This window comes from Streptomyces ruber (assembly GCF_014648075.1).
Taxonomy (GTDB): domain Bacteria; phylum Actinomycetota; class Actinomycetes; order Streptomycetales; family Streptomycetaceae; genus Streptomyces; species Streptomyces ruber.
Map to the genome: position 1 here is coordinate 262,965 of NZ_BMQK01000004.1, position 17,879 is coordinate 280,843.

The 17,879-nt window shown below is 72.3% G+C and carries 18 protein-coding genes; 10 read left to right on the forward strand and 8 right to left on the reverse strand.

Translation table 11 applies throughout. From position 1 onward, the window contains the following. Positions 1-5 precede the first annotated feature (5 nt). From IEZ04_RS12575 to IEZ04_RS12585, 3 genes are read right to left on the reverse strand one after another with little or no spacing between them, the layout of a single operon-like run. Positions 6-950, reverse strand: coding sequence for a hydroxymethylglutaryl-CoA lyase (locus tag IEZ04_RS12575; protein WP_189216878.1), 945 nt, complete (start codon positions 948-950; stop codon positions 6-8). Then, positions 947-2,902, reverse strand: a complete 1,956-nt coding sequence (locus IEZ04_RS12580; protein ID WP_189217142.1) for an acetyl/propionyl/methylcrotonyl-CoA carboxylase subunit alpha — start codon at positions 2,900-2,902, stop codon at positions 947-949. The genes IEZ04_RS12575 and IEZ04_RS12580 overlap by 4 nt, the downstream gene beginning before the upstream one ends. Before the next feature lie 28 nt (positions 2,903-2,930). After that, a complete protein-coding gene (locus tag IEZ04_RS12585) occupies positions 2,931-4,547 on the reverse strand; it encodes a carboxyl transferase domain-containing protein (protein WP_189216879.1) in 1,617 nt (538 codons plus the stop codon). An 86-nt stretch (positions 4,548-4,633) separates the two neighbouring features. Here IEZ04_RS12585 and IEZ04_RS12590 point away from each other — a divergent pair, with 86 nt between their 5' ends. The 3 genes from IEZ04_RS12590 to IEZ04_RS12600 all read left to right on the forward strand — a co-directional run bounded on the left by IEZ04_RS12590 (position 4,634) and on the right by IEZ04_RS12600 (position 7,419). Beyond that, complete coding sequence (locus IEZ04_RS12590) at positions 4,634-5,224, forward strand: SACE_7040 family transcriptional regulator (protein WP_189216880.1); 591 nt, start codon at positions 4,634-4,636, stop codon at positions 5,222-5,224. 117 nt (positions 5,225-5,341) lie between these two features. Then, complete coding sequence (locus IEZ04_RS12595; RefSeq protein ID WP_189216881.1) at positions 5,342-6,499, forward strand: acyl-CoA dehydrogenase family protein; 1,158 nt, start codon at positions 5,342-5,344, stop codon at positions 6,497-6,499. A 44-nt stretch (positions 6,500-6,543) separates the two neighbouring features. After that, positions 6,544-7,419: an acyl-CoA thioesterase gene (locus IEZ04_RS12600; protein ID WP_189216882.1), complete on the forward strand. Its 876-nt coding sequence runs from the start codon at positions 6,544-6,546 to the stop codon at positions 7,417-7,419. A 45-nt stretch (positions 7,420-7,464) separates the two neighbouring features. On the opposite strand, the gene IEZ04_RS12605 is transcribed toward IEZ04_RS12600, so the two are convergent. Further along, a complete protein-coding gene (locus IEZ04_RS12605; RefSeq protein WP_189216883.1) occupies positions 7,465-8,256 on the reverse strand; it encodes a phosphatase in 792 nt (263 codons plus the stop codon). A 183-nt stretch (positions 8,257-8,439) separates the two neighbouring features. Between IEZ04_RS12605 and IEZ04_RS12610 the strand changes: the two genes are divergently transcribed. Continuing rightward, a complete protein-coding gene (locus IEZ04_RS12610; protein ID WP_189216884.1) occupies positions 8,440-10,128 on the forward strand; it encodes a thiamine pyrophosphate-binding protein in 1,689 nt (562 codons plus the stop codon). Between the two features lie 46 nt (positions 10,129-10,174). Here IEZ04_RS12610 and IEZ04_RS12615 read toward each other — a convergent pair whose 3' ends face one another. Together IEZ04_RS12615 and IEZ04_RS12620 are read right to left on the reverse strand one after the other, a co-directional pair. Continuing rightward, positions 10,175-11,017, reverse strand: a complete 843-nt coding sequence (locus tag IEZ04_RS12615) for an endonuclease I family protein (RefSeq protein ID WP_189216885.1) — start codon at positions 11,015-11,017, stop codon at positions 10,175-10,177. A gap of 152 nt (positions 11,018-11,169) precedes the next feature. Continuing rightward, positions 11,170-12,483: an MFS transporter gene (locus IEZ04_RS12620; protein ID WP_229821004.1), complete on the reverse strand. Its 1,314-nt coding sequence runs from the start codon at positions 12,481-12,483 to the stop codon at positions 11,170-11,172. A gap of 71 nt (positions 12,484-12,554) precedes the next feature. Here IEZ04_RS12620 and IEZ04_RS12625 point away from each other — a divergent pair, with 71 nt between their 5' ends. The 3 genes from IEZ04_RS12625 to IEZ04_RS12635 all read left to right on the forward strand — a co-directional run bounded on the left by IEZ04_RS12625 (position 12,555) and on the right by IEZ04_RS12635 (position 15,166). Further along, on the forward strand, positions 12,555-13,532 hold the full coding sequence (locus IEZ04_RS12625) for a GlxA family transcriptional regulator (RefSeq protein ID WP_189216887.1): 978 nt from the start codon (positions 12,555-12,557) through the stop codon (positions 13,530-13,532). Between the two features lie 226 nt (positions 13,533-13,758). Beyond that, positions 13,759-14,412, forward strand: a complete 654-nt coding sequence (locus IEZ04_RS12630) for a histidine phosphatase family protein (protein ID WP_189216888.1) — start codon at positions 13,759-13,761, stop codon at positions 14,410-14,412. A gap of 82 nt (positions 14,413-14,494) precedes the next feature. Further along, complete coding sequence (locus IEZ04_RS12635) at positions 14,495-15,166, forward strand: class I SAM-dependent methyltransferase (protein WP_189216889.1); 672 nt, start codon at positions 14,495-14,497, stop codon at positions 15,164-15,166. Here IEZ04_RS12635 and IEZ04_RS12640 read toward each other — a convergent pair. Beyond that, positions 15,163-15,360 carry a DUF397 domain-containing protein gene (locus IEZ04_RS12640; RefSeq protein ID WP_189216890.1) on the reverse strand — a complete coding sequence of 66 codons (198 nt, stop codon included), beginning with the start codon at positions 15,358-15,360 and terminating at the stop codon, positions 15,163-15,165. The genes IEZ04_RS12635 and IEZ04_RS12640 overlap by 4 nt on opposite strands. Beyond that, positions 15,353-16,147: a helix-turn-helix domain-containing protein gene (locus IEZ04_RS12645; RefSeq protein ID WP_189216891.1), complete on the reverse strand. Its 795-nt coding sequence runs from the start codon at positions 16,145-16,147 to the stop codon at positions 15,353-15,355. The genes IEZ04_RS12640 and IEZ04_RS12645 overlap by 8 nt, the downstream gene beginning before the upstream one ends. Positions 16,148-16,312: 165 nt before the next feature. On the opposite strand from IEZ04_RS12645, the gene IEZ04_RS12650 reads away from it, so the two are divergent. From IEZ04_RS12650 to IEZ04_RS12660, 3 genes are all read left to right on the forward strand, one after another. Continuing rightward, a complete protein-coding gene (locus IEZ04_RS12650; RefSeq protein WP_189216892.1) occupies positions 16,313-16,540 on the forward strand; it encodes a hypothetical protein in 228 nt (75 codons plus the stop codon). After that, complete coding sequence (locus IEZ04_RS12655) at positions 16,537-16,830, forward strand: hypothetical protein (RefSeq protein WP_189216893.1); 294 nt, start codon at positions 16,537-16,539, stop codon at positions 16,828-16,830. The genes IEZ04_RS12650 and IEZ04_RS12655 overlap by 4 nt, the downstream gene beginning before the upstream one ends. Positions 16,831-16,918: 88 nt before the next feature. Continuing rightward, the gene (locus IEZ04_RS12660; RefSeq protein WP_189216894.1) at positions 16,919-17,848 is read left to right on the forward strand and encodes a serine hydrolase; all 930 of its coding nucleotides are present in this window, start codon (positions 16,919-16,921) and stop codon (positions 17,846-17,848) included. The last annotated feature ends 31 nt before the right edge of the window (positions 17,849-17,879 follow it).

A 17,879-nucleotide genomic window follows, 5' to 3' on the forward strand; every position in this document is an offset into this window, starting at 1 on the left:
CGCTGTCACTGCTCCTGCTGCTGCGAAAGGGCTCTTACCGTGCGGGACGGGCTGGGCCGGCCCAACTGCCCGGCCATCCACACGCTCGTCGCGGTGAGACGGCCGAGGTCGACCCCCGAGTCGATGCCGAGGCCCCGCAGCATCCACACGAGGTCCTCGGTGGCGAGATTGCCGGTGGCGGACCTGGCGTAGGGGCAGCCGCCGAGGCCGCCCGCGGAGGCGTCGACGGTCGTGACGCCGTGCTGCAGGGCCGCATACGTGTTGGCCAGCGCCTGGCCGTAGGTGTCGTGGAAGTGGACGCCGATCACCGGGGCGGGCACGCCCGCCCCGGCCAGCGCCGTCAGCAGTGCCCCAACGTGGCCCGGCGTCGCCACGCCGATCGTGTCGCCGAGGCTCAGCTCGTCGCAGCCCATGTCCGTCAGCGCCTTGCACACCCGTACGACCTGCGGGACCGGCACCGGGCCCTCCCACGGGTCGCCGAAGCACATGGAGAGATAGCCGCGCACATGGGCGCCCGCCGCCCTGGCGCGGGCCACCACCGGCTCGAACATGGCCAGTGCCTCGTCGACGGTCCGGTTGAGGTTGGCCTTGGCGAAGGACTCGGTGGCGCTGGCGAAGACCGCGATCCGGCTCGCCCCCAGGGACAGGGCGCGGTCCAGGCCGCGTTCGTTGGGGACGAGGACCGGGAGCGCCACCGGGAGACCGGCGACGAGCGGGAACAGCTGCTCCGCGTCCGCCAGCTGGGGCACCCACTCCGGGTGGACGAAGCTCGTGGCCTCGATGGTCGTCAGGCCCGCGGCGGCCAGCCGGCGGACGAACTCCGCCTTGACCGCCGTGGGGACGGTGCCCTTCTCGTTCTGCAGGCCGTCCCGGGGGCCGACCTCGTGGATGCGCACGCGCGCGGGCAGGCCTTCGGACGGCACGGTCATGGGCAGTTCCCGGGTCGTCATGCCTCCGCCTCCTCGTGGTGCGGTGCGATCACCGCGAGGACCTGGTCCATCGCGACGGTCGTGCCCGGGGCGACCTCCAGCTCGGCGACGGTGCCGGCGTGCGGCGCGGAGATGACGTGCTCCATCTTCATCGCCTCGACCACCAGCAGGCTCTGCCCGGCGGCCACCTCGTCGCCGACGGCCACCTTCACGACGGTCACCGTGCCGGGCATGGGCGCGGTCAGGGAGCCCGCGCCGCCCGCGCCGGCCCCGGTGAGCGAGGCGGCCACGGGGTCGTGGTCGCGCACCTCCCACGCGTCGCCCTCGCGGGCCAGCCAGTCACCGGCCCGGTGGAAGGTGTGACGGACGCCGTCCAGGGTGACCGAGACCCGGTCGTCCGTCACGGTGTGGGTGCCGCGCGGGACGTGCCGCACCGGGTCCGTGCCCGGCACCCGCAGCCAGAAGGCGGCCGGCCTCGGCTCGCCCCCGAGCCGCCAGCCGTCCGGCACCGAGAACGGGTCCGTCCAGCCGTCGCCCCGCGGCCGCAGCGCGTCCAGCCGTACGGCGGCCGCCGCCTCGTACACCTCCACGGGCACCCCGTCGGGCACCAGGGAGTCCGTCTCCCGCTCCACGAGCCCGGTGTCCAGCTCGCCCGCCACCACGGCCGGGTGCGCGAGGAGGCGGCGCAGGAAGCCCGCGTTCGTCGGCACGCCCAGCGTGACCGTCTCCGCCAGGGCCGCGCGGAGCCTGCGCAGCGCGGTCGCGCGGTCCGGGCCGTGCGCGATCACCTTGGCGAGCATCGGGTCGTAGAGGCTGCTCACCTCGGTGCCCTCGCTGAGGCCCGAGTCGGTGCGTATCCCCTCCCGTTCGGGCTCGTGCAGGGCGAGCACCGTGCCGCCCGACGGCAGGAAGCCGCGCGCGCCCTCCTTGACGGACAACGTCTCCGCGTACAGCCGCGCCTCGACGGCGTGCCCGGTCGTCGTCACGTCGTCCTGGGTGATCGGCAGCCGCTCGCCCGCCGCCACCCGCAACTGCCACTCCACCAGGTCCAGGCCCGTGACCAGCTCGGTCACCGGGTGCTCGACCTGGAGGCGGGTGTTCATCTCCATGAAGTAGTGGGACGAGGGATCGTCACCGGGGACGATGAACTCCACCGTGCCCGCGCCCCGGTACCCGCAGGAACGGGCCGCGCGGACCGCCGCCTCGCCCATCGCCGCCCGGGTGGCGGCGTCGAGCAGCACGCTCGGCGCCTCCTCGACGATCTTCTGGTGGCGGCGCTGGAGGGAGCACTCGCGCTCGCCGAGGTGGATCACGTTCCCGTGGCCGTCCGCCAGGACCTGGATCTCGATGTGCCGGGGGCGGTCGATCCACCGCTCGACGAGCAGCGTGTCGTCCCCGAAGGACGCGCGGGCCTCCCGGCGGGCGGCGGCCGTCTCGTCCGCCAGCCGGTCCGCGTCGCGCACCAGCCGCATGCCCTTGCCGCCGCCGCCCGCGCTGGGCTTGAGCAGCACCGGCATGCCGATCTCCCGGGCGGCCGCGGCCAGTTCCGCGTCGCTGAGCCCGCTGCCGCCGGAGCCGGGCACCACCGGCACCCCGGCCTCCCGCACGGTCTCCTTGGCGCGGATCTTGTCGCCCATCAGCGCGATCGCCTCCGCGGGCGGGCCGACGAAGACCAGCCCGGCGTCGGCGCACGCGCGCGCGAAGCCGGCGTTCTCCGCGAGGAAGCCGTAGCCCGGGTGCACGGCCTGCGCCCCGGTGCGGGCGGCGGCGGCCAGCAGCCGCTCCACCGACAGGTAGCTCTCGGCCGCGGGGGCCGGGCCGATGCGTATCGCCGTGTCGGCCTCCCGGACGTGCCGGGCGTCCGCGTCGGCGTCGGAGTACACGGCCACCGAACGCACACCGAGCGCTCTGAGCGTACGGATGATCCGTACGGCGATCTCGCCCCGGTTGGCGACGAGCACCGTCTCGAACATCGTCGTCGTCATGGTCTGCAGGCCCCCCTCACATCCGGAAGACGCCGAAGCCGGGCTCGCCGAGCGGTGCGCCCGCACACGCGGTCAGGGCCAGGCCCAGCACCTGCCGGGTCTCCAACGGGTCGATCACGCCGTCGTCCCAGAGGCGGGCGGTGGCGTAGTACGCGTTCCCCTGGCGCTCGTACATGGCGCGGACCGGGGCCTTGAAGTCCTCCTCCGCCTCGGCCGTCCACTCCTGGCCGCGCGCCTGGAGCTGGTCCCGTTTGACGGTGGCGAGGACCGACGCGGCCTGCTCGCCGCCCATGACCGAGATCTTGGCGCCCGGCCACATCCACAGGAAGCGCGGGGAGTACGCCCGGCCGCACATCGAGTAGTTGCCCGCGCCGTACGAACCGCCGATCACCACCGTCAGCTTCGGCACGCGCGTGCAGGCCACCGCCGTCACCATCTTGGCGCCGTGCTTCGCTATGCCGCCGGCCTCGTAGGTGCGGCCCACCATGAAGCCGGAGACGTTCTGCAGGAAGACCAGCGGGATGCCGCGCTGGTCGCACAGCTCGATGAAGTGCGCGCCCTTCTGGGCCGACTCGGAGAACAGGATGCCGTTGTTGGCGACGATGCCGACCGGGTGACCGTGGATGCGGGCGAAGCCCGTCACGAGCGTCTGCCCGAACTCGGCCTTGAACTCCGCGAACCGCGAGCCGTCGACCACCCGCGCGATGACCTCGCGCACGTCGTACGGGGTGCGGGAGTCCACCGGTACCACCCCGTACAGCCCGTACGGGTCCACCTTCGGCTCAACGGACGGCTCCACCGCCCAGGGCAGCGGCCCGCGCGCGGGGAGCGTGGAGACGATGGTCCGCACGATCCGCAGGGCGTGCGCGTCGTCCTCCGCGAGGTGGTCCGTGACACCCGACACGCGCGCGTGCACCTCGCCGCCGCCCAGCTCCTCGGCGGTCACGACCTCGCCGGTCGCCGCCTTCACCAGGGGCGGGCCGCCGAGGAAGATCGTGCCCTGGTTCCGCACGATCACGGCCTCGTCGCTCATCGCCGGGACGTACGCCCCGCCCGCCGTGCACGAGCCCATCACGGCCGCGATCTGCGGGATGCCCGCGCCCGACATCCGCGCCTGGTTGTAGAAGATCCGCCCGAAGTGCTCGCGGTCCGGGAACACCTCGTCCTGGAGGGGCAGGAACGCGCCCCCGGAGTCCACCAGGTACACACAGGGGAGGCGGTTCTCGTACGCCACCTCCTGGGCCCGCAGGTGCTTCTTCACCGTCATCGGGTAGTACGTGCCGCCCTTGACCGTGGCGTCGTTGGCGACGATCACGCACTCCCGGCCGCTGACCCGCCCGATCCCCGCGATCACCCCGGCGGCCGGTGCCTGCCCGTCGTACATCCCGTCGGCCGCCAGCGGGGCCAGCTCCAGGAAGGGCGAGCCCGGGTCGAGCAGTGTGTCCACGCGGTCGCGCGGGAGCAGTTTGCCGCGCGCGGTGTGCCGCTCGCGCGCCTTCTCGCCCCCGCCGAGCCGGGCGGCCGCCAGCTTCTCCCGCAGCTCCTCGCCGAGCGCGCGGTGCGCGGCCTCGTTGGCCCGAAAGGCGTCCGACGCGGGATCCGCCGCGGTCGTCAGCTCCGGTGCCTGGTCCATCCCGCGGTCCCCTCACTTTGTTAATGAGCGTTAACGCATTCCCTTCAGGTTAACGACCGCTAACCTCCCTGTCTAGAATTGTTCTCATGGCCACGAGAACCGACGCCCCCACCCGCCGCGAACAGATCCTCAAGGAGGCCGCCCGGCTCTTCGCCGAGCGCGGCTTCCACGGCGTCGGCGTCGACGAGATAGGGGCGGCCGTCGGTATCAGCGGTCCCGGCCTCTACCGGCACTTCGCGGGCAAGGACGCGATGCTCGCCGAGCTGCTGGTCGGCATCAGCGGGCAACTGCTGACGGGGGGCAAGCGGCGGCTGGCCGAGTCGGCGGGCGACCCGGAGAAGGTCCTCGACTCGCTCATCGAGGGGCACATAGATTTCGCGCTCGACGACCGTCCTCTCATCACTCTGCACGACCGTGAGCTGGACCGCCTCCGGGACAGCGACCGCAAGCTGGTGCGCCAGCTCCAGCGGCAGTACGTGGAGATCTGGGTGGGGGTCGTCCGCGAGGTCCACCCGGAGCTGTCCGAGCCCGCCGCCCGCTCGGCGGTGCACTCCGTCTTCGGGCTGCTGAACTCGACACCGCACCTGGGGCGTGCGGGCTCGCTGCCGGGGCGCGGCGCGACGGCGGCCCTGTTGCACCGGATGGCGAAGGGGGCCTTCGCGGCGGCCGGGGCGTGACGAGCGTTACGGGACGGCCGGTCCGGACGGGTCTGGACGGGTTCTCGTACCGGCCGGTACGGTTGGGCTGAGCAAGCGCTTAGACGTGCCCGAACGTACGCAGTGGAGGTGGACGGCGTGCGCCGTACCGTGTTCAACGAGGACCACGAGGCGTTCCGGGAGACCCTGCGGGACTTCATCCGGTCCGAGGTCGTCCCCGTCCACGACGAGTGGTTCGCGGCCGGCCAGGTGCCGCGCGAGTTCTACTACAAGCTCGCCGAGCTGGGCCTGTTCGGCATCAACGTCCCCGAGGAGTACGGCGGCGCCGGCCTGGAGACCCACAAGTTCGAGGCGATCCAGTACGAGGAGACCGCGCGCGCGGGCGTCACCTTCGGCGGCTCCGGCGTGCACGTGCTGCTCGCCCTGCCGTACATCAAGATGCTCGCCACCGACGAGCAGAAGAAGCGGTACCTGCCGAAGTTCGTCTCCGGCGAGGAGATGTGGGCCATCGCGATGACCGAGCCGGGCACCGGCTCCGACCTCGCCGGCATGAAGACCACCGCGAAGCTCTCCGAGGACGGCTCGCACTACGTCCTCAACGGCGCCAAGACCTTCATCACCGGCGGCGTCCACGCCGACAAGGTCATCGTCTGCGCCCGCACCGCCGCCCCGACCGCCGAGGACCGCCGCCACGGCATCTCCCTCTTCGCCGTGGACACGAAGTCCGAGGGCTACTCCGTCGGCCGCAAGCTCGACAAGCTCGGCCTGCGCACCTCCGACACCGCCGAGCTGGCGTTCGTCGACGTGAAGGTGCCGGCCGAGGACCTGCTGGGCGAGGAGAACAAGGGCTTCCACTACCTCGGCGCCAACCTGCCCTCCGAGCGCTGGGGCATCGCCTACGGCGCGTACGCGCAGGCCAAGGCCGCCGTCGGGTTCGCCAAGGACTACGTGCGGGAGCGCGTCGTCTTCGGCAAGCCGGTCGCCCACTTCCAGAACACCAAGTTCGAGCTGGCCGCCTGCCAGGCCGAGGTGGACGCCGCCGAGGCCGTCGCCGACCGCGCCCTGGAGGCCCTGGACGCGGGCGAGCTGACCCCGGCCGAGGCCGCGAGCGCCAAGCTGTTCTGCACCGAGGTCGCGCACCGCGTGATCGACCGCTGCCTCCAGCTGCACGGCGGCTACGGCTACATGAACGAGTACCCGATAGCCCGTCTGTACGCGGACAACCGCGTCAACCGCATCTACGGCGGCACCAGCGAGATCATGAAGACGATCATCGCCAAGGACATGGGGCTGTGACCGGCGTACACCCCGCTGTCACACCTCGCTGACAGACTCGTCCCATGAGCCAGGCACTGCAGGATCTCCTCGATCTGCTCGACCTCGAGCAGATCGAGGAGAACATGTTCCGCGGCCGGTCCCGGTCCGCCGTCGTCCCCCGCGTCTTCGGCGGACAGGTGGCGGCCCAGGCACTCGTCGCGGCCGGCCGGACGGTCCCCCCGGACCGGCCCGCCCACTCGCTCCACGCGTACTTCCTGCGCATGGGCGACCCGGGCGCGCCCATCGTCTACGACGTCGACCGGCTCCGCGACGGCCGCTCCTTCACCACGCGCCGCGTCGTCGCCGTCCAGCACGGCAAACCGATCTTCACGCTGTCCGCGTCCTTCCAGCGGTACGAGGAGGGCCTCGACCACCAGGCGCCGATGCCGCCCGCACCCGACCCCGTCACGCTCCCGACCGGCGAGGACCGGCTGCGCGACTACGGCCACCTCGCCCCCGACGTCGTGGAGCGGCTGCTGGAGGCGCGCGCCGCGGTCGACCTGCGCTACGTCGACGAGCCGCCGTACGGCCGGTTCGGCGAGCCCCGTGAACCGCGCTCCCAGGTCTGGTTCCGCACCAACGGCAAGCTCGGCGGCGCGGTCGACGAACCGCTGCTGCACGTCGTCCTCGCCACGTACGTCTCCGACATGACGCTCCTGGACTCCGTCCTGCTCGCGCACGGGCGCGGCGGCTGGGCGGTCGGGGACGTCGTCGGCGCCTCCCTGGACCACGCGATGTGGTTCCACCGCCCGTTCCGCGCCGACGAATGGCTCCTGTACGACCAGGAGTCCCCGTCCGCGCACGGCGGCCGGGGACTCGGGCAGGCCCGCATCTACACCCAGGACGGGCGGCTGGCCGTATCGGTGATCCAGGAGGGGGTCGTACGGATACCCAGGTGATCCGTACGGCGCCCCGCGTGTCCCGCGTGACCGTGTGCTAGCGGCTCAGCCGGTGAGCCCCGCCCGGTCCAGCAGGTACGCCGTCATCGGGTCGTAGTGGCGCGGGCTCAGCACATGGTCGTCGAGGGGCACCGTCACCTGCACGGTGCCCTCGGCCTCGGCGAGGAAGAGGGCGGGGTCGTTGCAGTCGGCGTAGCCGACGGAGTCCACGCCGTGCTGCCCCGCGTACCCCGCCCAGCCGTGGTCGGCCACCACCAGGTCGGGCAGCGGGCGGCCCTCGCGCGTGAGGCCGGTGAGGATGGCCCGCATCGGGTCGCCGGAGTGGGTGTGCCAGAGGGTGGCGCCGGCCTCCAGGACGGCCACGTCCGCGAACTGCATGACGAATCCCTCGTCCGTCCGCAGCCCCTCCGGGATCACCACGATCTCGCAGCCCGCCGCGCGCAGGGCGGCGGCCGTGGCGCGGTGCACGTCCAGCAGGCCGCCCGGGTGACCGGTGGCGAACAGGACGCGCTGCTCGCCGTCGGCCGCCTTGCGCAGCCGCGCCGCCATGCGCTCCAGGGCGTCGACGGTCAGCTCCGGGTCGATGGTGTCCTGCCCGCGACGGTGCTCGGGGTCGTCGACCACGCCGACGCGCTCCGCCATCACCGCGAGGACGTCCTGTTCGTCGGTCCAGCGGTCACCGAGTTCCAGGCCCAGCCAGTAGTGGCGGTCGCCGTTCGCGAGCTTGCGGTAGTGGTCGAGGTTGTTCTCGCGGGGCGTGGCGACGTCGCCCGCGATACGGGTTCTGACGAGGTGGTCGACGAGCTCGGCGCGGCTGGGGGTCCCGGGTATCGGCATGCCTCCCATTGTGGGGCAGACACCCGTGCGGGGGCCCGGCCTCCCGGCCGCTGGGACGCGCGTCACCGTGGACGGGGCGGCGCCCGCGTACCATCGCGCCGAGATCACGTCGGTGGCCGCGTCCCGCCCGGCGTACGCACGCACGACCCTCATGACCCGCCGAACCGCAAAGGCACGCGCCCAGTGACCCACGACCACGACCTGGTACTCCGTCCGACGCCCGCCCAGACGGAGGCGGCACTGAACCCGCCGGCCGGCCGCACCGGCGGCGACCTCGTCATGGAGACCCTCGCCGGGCTCGGCGCGACGACCGTGTTCGGGCTGTCCGGCCGGCACGCGTCCGGCATGTCCGACGCGCTGCGCCGTGCGGACCTGCGCTACGTGGGCCTGCGCGTCGAGAGCAACGCGGGCTTCGCGGCGGACGCGTACGGCCGGATCACCGGCGAGGCGGCGCCGCTGCTGCTCCCCGCCGGCCCGGGCGCGCTGACGGCGCTCGCCGCGCTCCAGGAGGCGGCCATGGCCTCGGCCCCCGTCCTGGCGGTCGGCAGCCTGGTCCCCACGGTGGGCCCGGGCGGCGGCCCCCACGGCCACCCGCACGCGCTCCCGGACCAGTCGGCCCCGTTCCGGGACGTCGTCAAGTCCGTCCACACGGTCCGCACCCAGTCCCGGATCCCCTCGGCGCTCGCCGCCGCCTGGCAGTCGGCGCTGACCGCCCCGCACGGCCCGGTCTGGGTGGGCGTCCCGCAGGACGTCCTGCGGGCCGGGACGGCGATCCCGGTGGTGACGGGCGTGGACGCGACACCGGAGGAACTGCCGCCGCGCCCCGAGCTCACCGCCGTCGCCGCCGACCTGCTGACGCGCGCCGAACGGCCCGCGATCATCGCCGGTGGCGGAGTGGTACGGGCGGACGCGGCCGGCAAGCTGCGGCAGCTCGCCGAGCGGCTGTCGGCCCCCGTGGTCACCACCTTCGGCGGCAAGGGCGCGTTCCCCTGGAACCATCCGCTGTCGCTGCGGTCCTGGCCGGCGGACCGCCCCACCACGGACTTCCTGGAGGACGCGGACGTCCTGCTGGTGATCGGCTCGGGCCTCGGCGGACTCACCGCCGGCCACCGCCCGTTCACCCCGCGCGGCCGGGTCGTCCAGATCGAGGCCGACGCGGGCAAGCTGGAGTCCGGCCACCCGGCCCTCGGCATCCACGCGGACGCCCGCCTCGCGCTCCAGGCGCTGCTGGAGACGGCCGGCACGCGCGAGGACGACACGGCGCCCGCGCGCGTACGGGCCCTGCTGGACCGGGTGGAGGAGCGGATCGCCGCGCGGGACCTCGCCGTGGAACAGGACGTGCCGGCGTCCGTCCGCCGGGCGCTGCCGCCCCGGGCGCCCTCCTTCTGGGACATGACGGCCCTGACGTACTGGGCCTGGTCCGCCTTCGACGCCCGCCACCCCAACACCATGCACGCGGCCCAGGGCGCGGGCGGCCCCGGCTACGCCTTCCCGGCCGCCCTGGGCGCGGCGGTGGCCGACCCGACGCAGCCGGTCCTCGCGGTCTCCGACGGTGGCGGCGCGCTGTACTCGATCGCCGAGCTGGCCACGGCCCGCCGGTACGGCCTGGACGTCACCTGGCTGATCGTCGACGACGGCGGCCACGACAGCCCGCGCGAGTCCACGACGGACGCGTCCGGGGAGCCGACGGGCGCGGAGCCGACGCGTCCGGACCTCGTGGCGCTGGCGGAGTCGTTCGGCGTACCGGGTGTACGGACGAGCCCCGGGGCACTGGAGACGGACCTCCGCGAGGCGCTGTCACGGCCGGGTCCTTCGGTGGTCGTGCTGCCGGCGGTGCTGCGGGAGTTCGCGCCGGCGCGTCCGGGCGAGTAGGCCCGGACGCGCCGGCGGGCCGGTCAGCAGATCGCCCCGACGGTCGTCACCAGATCGCCTCGACCCACTCCGGGTGGTCGATAAACGGATTGCGGTTGCCCTGGTAGGAGCTGTATATGACCTCGTTGCGACGCCGCTCGAAGGCGTCCGGCGGGTCCTCGTCGTTCCACTGCTTCAGGACGGAGAGACGCCCGTGGTACGGGGCGCTGCCGTTGGAGACGGTGTTGTTGGGCTCCAGGTCGGGCCAGCTGTCGTCGCCCTCGTAGCGGACGGCCATGTACAGGATCATCCGGGCCACGTCGCCCTTGACGGCGTCGCGCGGCTCGAAGGAGTCGGAGTCGGTGAGGCTGCCGCCGCCGCCCGCGACCGCGCTGCCGCCGTCGTCGAAGTCCTTGTTGCCGCGGACGGAGTTGACCTGTACGTCCTCCGGGCGCAGGTGGTGGAGGTCGGTGCCGGGTCCGGTGGTCGTGCCGAAGTCGCCGTGGGACTTGGCCCACACGTGCTCGCGGTTCCAGTCGCCGACGTCGCCGCCGTTGCGCGACTTGCTGCGGGAGAGGCCCGAGTAGAGCAGCTTGACGTTGTTGCTGTTCGCCGGGTCCTGGTCGGTGACCTTCAGCGCTTCCCAGACCGCCGAGTACGAGATCGTCCTGTGGTCGTCGATGATGTCGTGCAGGGATGCCTTGAGAGCGGTACCGGTCTTGCCGGCCGCGTCGGCGTAGTACGTGTCGTCGTACGCGGTGGTGGTCGCGGCAGCGGGGGAGGCGGCGGAGGGCGCGGTGGACGCCGCGGCGGTCGGCACGGCGAGGCCGGCCAGCAGGGCGGAGAGCAGCAGGGCCGGCGTTCTCCGGCCGTGGGTGCGGAGGGGGCGGCGTATGTGCGTGGCGGGCATGGGCGGTCCGTTCTGCGCGAGTTGCTGAGCAGCCGACAGGGCGAAGGGTGACATGCCCAAGTACTCGCACAGATGAACGGGGTGCGTCGGTCCGGAGATGAGTCCGGGGACGAGACGCCGGAACAGCCACCGGCCGGCCGGGGCGGTCCGCTCTACGGCGCGGTCACGGTCTCCGGGGCTTCCTTCTCCTCGGCGCCGGTGCTCCGCGGTGCGCGGGCGCGGTGGATGACCAGGGAGAGCAGCGCGGCGGCCGCGCAGGCGGCGCCGAGGGCCACCCAGACGGGGTCGTAACTGCCGAAGACGTCGCGGGCGACGCCGCCGAGGAAGGCGGCCAGGGCCGCGCCGATCTGGTGGGCGGCGTTGGTCCAGCCGAACACGATGGCGCTGTCCGCTCCGTAGAAGTGCCGGCACAGGGCGATGACCGGCGGGACCGTCGCCAGGTCGAGGAGGCCGAAGGCGAACACGAAGAACATCATGGGCGGGTTGACGGTCGCGGCCAGCATCAGCGGCAGGCTCACCAGGAGGAGGCCGCGGAGCATGAAGTAGACGGCGAGCAGGCGGCGGGCGTCCGTGCGGTCCGTGAGCCAGCCGGAGCCGATGGTGCCTGCGACGTTGAAGACGCCGATGAGGGCGAGCAGCGTGGACGCGGTGGTGACGGGCATGCCGTGGTCGTGGGCGGCCGGGGCGAAGTGGGTCCACATGATGCCGTTGGTGGAGGCGCCGCAGATGGCGAACACGGCGGCGAGCAGCCAGAACGGGGTGGTGCGGGCGGCGTCCCGGAGGACGGTGAGGGTGCGGCGGGCCGCGCCGGTGACCGGGGGCGGCTTGGGCACGAAGGTGTCACTGCCGTAGGGGCGGTGACCGGTGTCGGCGGGATGGTCGCGCAGGGTCAGCCGGATCAGGGGCGCGGTGGCCAGTGCGGCCAGGGCGAGGGTCACGAGGGCCGGCCGCCAGTCGTGGTGGTCGATGATCCAGGAGAGCGCGGGGAGGAAGACCATCTGCCCGAGAACGCTGCCGGAGGAGAGGATTCCGGTGACCAGTCCGCGACGCCTGACGAACCAGCGGTTGGTGACGGTGGTGCCGAGGGTCATGGACAGCGAACCCGTGCCCAGTCCGACCAGAAAGCCCCAGAAGAGGACGAACTGCCACGAGGCGCTCATGACTGTGGTGAGAAGGGCGCCACCCGCGACGGCACTCAGGGCGGCGAGCACCACGCGGCGGATGCCGAAACGGTCCATCAGGGCGGCCGCGAAGGGGGCGGTGAGGCCGTAGAGGACCATGTTCACCGACGAGGCGAGGCCGATGGAGCCCCGGGACCAGTGGAACTCCTGCTGGAGCGGTGCCTGGAGGATCCCGGGCATCGTGGAGAAGGCCCCGGCGACCACGATGGATACTCCGGCTGCGGCAGCCACCCACCAGGCACGGTGGCCCAGAGCGGTACGGGGATGTCCGGTCGTCGTCTCCATGGATGTCATCCTTCGGGTGTCTGCATGCCCCTGCCACTGGCCACCTGGACAGGTACTGAAAGAATCCGGCCATGAGCAGTGAGGGTCTACATCGCGTGGCGGTGCTGGTCCGTCCCGGGCTGCTGCCCATGGAACTGGGCATCGTGCACCGTCTGTTCACGACGGCGGCCGGGCCGGCGGGAGAGCGGCTGTACTCCGTGACCACCTGCACGCCCGTGCCCGGCGAGGTCACCACCGACACGGACTTCACGGTCAACGTGGCCCACGGACCCGAGGTGCTGGCGGACGCGGACACGGTGATCGTGCCCGCGGCGTCGGAGGACTACGTGCCGCAGGAGCGGGGGCGGCTGGCCGGACCGGTGCGGGAGGCTCTCGCCCGCGTCCCCGCGGGCGCGCGGCTGGCCTCGATCTGCACGGGCTCGTTCGTTCTCGCGGCCGCCGGCCTGCTGGCGGGCCGACGGGCGACGACGCACTGGAAGTCGTGCGACGAACTGCGCGCGCTGTACCCGGAGATCGACGTCGACCCCGGCGTCCTGTACACCGAGGACCGGGGCGTCCTCACCTCGGCCGGCGTGGCCGCCGGGATCGACCTGTGCCTGCACATGATCCGCAGCGACCACGGCGCGGACGTGGCCAACACGGTGGCCCGTGGCACGGTCGTGCCGCCGCACCGCGAGGGCGGACAGGCCCAGTACATCGAACAGCCCGTCCGCGAGCCCCACGACACCTCGACGGCCGCCGCCCGTACCTACGCCCTGCGCCATCTCGGCGACCCCGTCACGCTCTCCGATCTGGCCAGGGAGGCATCGGCCAGCGTGCGCACCCTGAGCCGGAAGTTCCGCCAGGAGACCGGCATGACCCCCGCACAGTGGCTGGCCCACCAGCGCCTCCAGCAGGCCCGGCGGCTCCTCGAACGCACCGACGAACCGGTGGACCGGATCGCCGCCCTGGTGGGTTTCGGCACCGGAACGGCCATGCGCCAGCACTTCCGGGACGTGCTCGGCGTGTCGCCACGCGCATACCGCAACACCTTCCGGGGGGTGGGATAGCGGTATGCGCGTGGCGAGGTGCCCCGCACCGGAACGCGCAGGGCGAGGGGCCGTGCCGACACGGTGGCCCGCGTCGCGGGGACACCGTGTCCTCGGCCGGTGGAGTCCCGCGGCAGGTATCTGTAAACGCGCGGCCATCCGGGTGAGAGGAGCCGGACGATCGGGCGAGGCCGGAGACTGGCAGAGTGGAAGGACGTGACCAGCCTTCCAGGAGGTAGACCCTTACATGCGCCTGCTGCTCATCCGCCACGGCCAGACCCCTTCCAACGTCAAGCACCTTCTCGACACCGCGGAGCCGGGCCCCGGGCTGACCCCCTTGGGGCAGGAGCAGGCAGCCGCACTGCCGGAGGCGCTGGCGGACGAGAAGATCGACGCCCTGTACGTCTCGACGCTGGTGCGGACCCACCTCACGGCCGCCCCGCTGGCCGCCGCGAAGCAGCTGGAGCCCCGTGTCCGGGACGGCATCCGGGAGGTCTCCGCCGGTGACCTGGAGATGCGCGGGGACGACGAGGCCGCCCACACCTACATGGCCACCGCCCTGGCCTGGTCCGCGGGGAACACCGAGCTCCGCATGCCGGGCGGGGAGAACGGCGTGGAGGCCCTCGCGCGCTACGACGCCGTCGTCGAGGAGGCCGCCGCCACCGGAGCGGAGACGGTGGCCATGGTCAGCCACGGTGCGGTGATACGCATGTGGGTCGCCGCCCGCGCGCGGAACGTCGGCATGGACTACGCGGCCACCCACGAGCTGCGCAACACCGGCATCGTCGTCCTCGAAGGCTCACCCGACCAGGGCTGGCGGGCGCTGCTGTGGGAGGGCAAGCCCCTCGGACCCGAGGACGTCGTGGCCGGGACGAGTGGCCCCGCCGGCGAGACGGTCTGAGCGCGGGCGGCGCGCGCCTCAGGCTTTGCCGTTCCGGCAATCTTTCGTGACGGTCCTCCGGGGTCGCGTGCACCATCGCGGCATGAGTACTCACGACGATGTCGCCCAGCACGAGCACAGGCACGAGGAGGCGGCCGACATGTTCGAGCCGTCGGCCTGGGAGGAGCGGTACGCGGGCGAGGAGAGGTTCTGGAGAGGGAACCCCAACCCGCAGCTCGTCGCCGTCGCCTCCCGGCTGACCCCGGGAACGGCGCTGGACGTCGGCTGCGGTGAGGGCGGTGACGTGGTCTGGCTGGCCGGCCAGGGCTGGAAGGTCACCGGCGCCGACTTCTCCGCCAACGGCCTCGCCCGCGCCGCCCGGCACGCGGCGGAGGCCGGGGTCGCCGACCGCGTCGACTGGTGGCAGGTCGACGCCCGGACCCTCACGGCGGACGGACGCTCGTACGACCTGGTGACCACCCACTACCTGCACGCACCGGACGGCGGAATGGTGGAGGTCACCCGCCGCCTCACCGACGCGGTGGCCCCCGGTGGTCACCTGCTGGTCGTCGGCCACGCGCCGTCGGGAGTCTTCGCCGAGCTCTCCGCGAGCCACCGCAAGGCGATGTTCCTCGCCGAGGAACTGCTGCCCGGCCTGCCGGACGACTTCGAGGTCCTGGTCGCGGAACAGCGTCCACGGGAGCTGAACCGGGAGGGCGAGACCGTCCACGCCCATGACGCGACGCTGTTCGCGCGCCGAAAGCTTTCGTCCTAGGCGGGCAGTTCGCCGTTCTTGACGGCGGTGACGAACGACGCCCAAGGGGCTGGGGGGAAGAGCAGTGCGGGGCCGTCCGGGACCTTGGAGTCCCGGACGGGGATGCCTGTGGGGTGGTGGTCGAGGACTTCGAGGCAGCTGCCGGCTTCGGGGCCGCTGTAGGACGACTTGCGCCACCTGGTTCGCTCAGCCACGGCGCTCGTACTCCCTCACTGTCGTCTTCAGCATGGCGACGGACTCCTTCAGGGGGAGAGCGTCGCTCAGTGCCAGATCGTAGGCGCCCTGAAGCCTGGTGACCACGGCTGGGGAGTCGTGCACCGTGCCCACGTGGACCCCTTCCGAGTAGGCGATCGGCGGCTGGTCCTCGAAGTGCATCAGCGTGAGCATGCCCTGCAACAAGTGGTACGCGCCGACTCCGTACGGCAGTACGTGCACGCGCACCCGCCTGTGGTCCACGAGTCGGATGAGGTGCTCGCACTGCTCCGCCATCACCTCTCGCCCACCCACGACGCGGCGCAGCACCGCCTCGTCCAGCAACGCCCAGACGACAGGGGTCACCGGATCGTCCAGAATCGCCGCGCGCTCAAGGCGTGTGACAAGGCGTCTGTCACACGCCTCTTCACTCACAGGAGGGAACATCGCGCTGAGTACCGCACGCGCGTACCTTTCCGTCTGCAGGAGCCCGGGGACGAGTGACAGAGCGAACTCGCGGATCATCACCGCTTGTTGTTCGAACTGCCGGGCCGCTTCGAAGTAGTCGGCGACTGCCGCCTTTTCCCGCGGCAGGAAGCTGCTCAGCACATTCCCCGTGTTCAGAACCTCGTCCAGCCGCCGCGCGTCCTCCTTCGACGGGATTCTGCGGCCCGCTTCGATGTGCGCGATGTGCGAACGCGTCATGGTCGCTGCGTCGGCCAACTCCTGCTGAGTCAATCCCGCGGCTTCGCGCCGCTCCTTGAGCCAGTCGCCGTAGATATCGCTCAACGTGTCAACTCCCGTGTGACAGCCGCTTTGTCACCAACAGCCCTCTGGCGAGCCTAGCCACAGCCGCCTCACTCTGTGAGTGCATCGCTACACAAAGCGATACCCCCGCGACCGAGCGACCGGTCCGGGGGCGTGGTCATCAAGGCAACCAAAGGAGTTGACGACATGAGTCACCGTATCGCCTGGCTCGTCGAGCCGCTGCTGCGACTGCTGTTCCCCGGCCGGGGACGGCACCGCCGCACCGCCGTCCGGTCCGTCCCGCCGCCGCTCACCCCTTACCCGGACATGCCGACCGTCCACCGGGTCGGCTCGCGCCCCCTCCGCGGCGAGGACAACCACCTGGTGCGTCCGTATGTCCTGGCGCACCTCGACGGGGTGGAGGCGGCGGCATGAGTGACGGCGGCATGGAAAGGGCCCGCCTGTTGCCCTGGTCGGGCCCGGAGGGCAAGCGCTGCTACCTGATCACCGACGGAACCGGCCATCTCTCACGGGTGGCCGACACGATCGAGACCGTGCAGATGGGGATGGCGGGCGACATCCTCGGACACGCGGCCGACATGCTCGCCGACCGCGGCGCGACGTCCTCGCAGCTCCGGTACCTGCTCGCACGCATGTACGAGGCGCTGGCCGACGTACACCGCATCGCGGAGAGCCGAGGCGCCCGCCCGAAGCCTGACCGGTAACCGCTGCGCCACGTATCCGCAGCACACTCGGTCATTGCGGTGCATCGAGAAGGCGAGTACGGCGGGGGGCAGGGAGAGGGGACCCCTCATGACTCACCGCAAGCTCGCACACGCACGCATGGCCGTCGTCGGTGCTGTGGGAGCCGCCCTGCTCGTACCTACCGCCGCCGTCGCCGGCCCGGCCGGGGGAGGCGACGTACCGCGGCTCCAGTGCACGTCGGCCCGGACGGGCCTGGCCGCCGCCCTGCGTCGGGACATCACCACCGCGCTCGCGCACCGCAGGGGCACGATCGCGGTGGGCCTGCGCGACCGGGCCACCGACACCACCTGCACCCTGCGCGCCGACACCGCCTTCGACTCGGCGAGCGTCGTCAAGGTGACCGTGCTGGCGACCCTCCTCTGGGACGCGCGCAGAGAGGGGCGCATGCTCACACAGCGCGAGAAGAAGCTCTCCACCGCCATGATCACCAGGTCCGACAACGCGGCCACCAGCGCGCTGTGGCGGCAGTTGGGCATGACGAAGATCAGGGGCTTCCTCACGGCGGCGGAAATGACCGAGACCAGGGCGGGCACAGGCGGCTACTGGGGACTCACCCAGATCACCGCCCGGGACGAGCAGAAGCTCCTCGTGCTGATCACCACGGAGAACTCCGTGCTGAGCAACGACAACCGCGCGTACATCCTCGAACTGATGGGCGAGGTCATCCCCTCGCAGCGCTGGGGCACGCCCGCCGGGGCGCCCGCCGACGTCTCGGTGCACGTCAAGAACGGGTGGCTGTGCCGGTCGGCGTACGGATGGCGCGTGCACAGCATCGGGGCGTTCCGGGGAAACGGGCACGACTACACGATCGTCGTCCTGACCCACGGCAACAGCACCATGAACTACGGCGTGGCCACGATCGAGCGCATAGCCCGAGCCGTCCACGCGGACCTCGTGCCCGCCACCCCTGGAGGGCGTCGGTACGAGCCCCCGGACGAACCGGAAGAGGCGTACGTACCCGTGCCGCCCGGAAGCTGAACACCCGTGCGTTCACGGTGAGTCCACCTGC

What these genes read in the sequence shown, in the direction of transcription:
- IEZ04_RS12575 (WP_189216878.1), bottom strand. Translation starts at nt 950, where the DNA reads ATGACGACCCGGGAACTGCCCATGACCGTGCCGTCCGAAGGCCTGCCC.
- IEZ04_RS12580 (WP_189217142.1), bottom strand. Translation starts at nt 2,902, where the DNA reads ATGTTCGAGACGGTGCTCGTCGCCAACCGGGGCGAGATCGCCGTACGG.
- IEZ04_RS12585 (WP_189216879.1), bottom strand. Translation starts at nt 4,547, where the DNA reads ATGGACCAGGCACCGGAGCTGACGACCGCGGCGGATCCCGCGTCGGAC.
- IEZ04_RS12590 (WP_189216880.1), top strand. Translation starts at nt 4,634, where the DNA reads ATGGCCACGAGAACCGACGCCCCCACCCGCCGCGAACAGATCCTCAAG.
- IEZ04_RS12600 (WP_189216882.1), top strand. Translation starts at nt 6,544, where the DNA reads ATGAGCCAGGCACTGCAGGATCTCCTCGATCTGCTCGACCTCGAGCAG.
- IEZ04_RS12605 (WP_189216883.1), bottom strand. Translation starts at nt 8,256, where the DNA reads ATGCCGATACCCGGGACCCCCAGCCGCGCCGAGCTCGTCGACCACCTC.
- IEZ04_RS12615 (WP_189216885.1), bottom strand. Translation starts at nt 11,017, where the DNA reads ATGCCCGCCACGCACATACGCCGCCCCCTCCGCACCCACGGCCGGAGA.
- IEZ04_RS12620 (WP_229821004.1), bottom strand. Translation starts at nt 12,483, where the DNA reads ATGGAGACGACGACCGGACATCCCCGTACCGCTCTGGGCCACCGTGCC.
- IEZ04_RS12625 (WP_189216887.1), top strand. Translation starts at nt 12,555, where the DNA reads ATGAGCAGTGAGGGTCTACATCGCGTGGCGGTGCTGGTCCGTCCCGGG.
- IEZ04_RS12630 (WP_189216888.1), top strand. Translation starts at nt 13,759, where the DNA reads ATGCGCCTGCTGCTCATCCGCCACGGCCAGACCCCTTCCAACGTCAAG.
- IEZ04_RS12635 (WP_189216889.1), top strand. Translation starts at nt 14,495, where the DNA reads ATGAGTACTCACGACGATGTCGCCCAGCACGAGCACAGGCACGAGGAG.
- IEZ04_RS12650 (WP_189216892.1), top strand. Translation starts at nt 16,313, where the DNA reads ATGAGTCACCGTATCGCCTGGCTCGTCGAGCCGCTGCTGCGACTGCTG.
- IEZ04_RS12655 (WP_189216893.1), top strand. Translation starts at nt 16,537, where the DNA reads ATGAGTGACGGCGGCATGGAAAGGGCCCGCCTGTTGCCCTGGTCGGGC.
- IEZ04_RS12660 (WP_189216894.1), top strand. Translation starts at nt 16,919, where the DNA reads ATGACTCACCGCAAGCTCGCACACGCACGCATGGCCGTCGTCGGTGCT.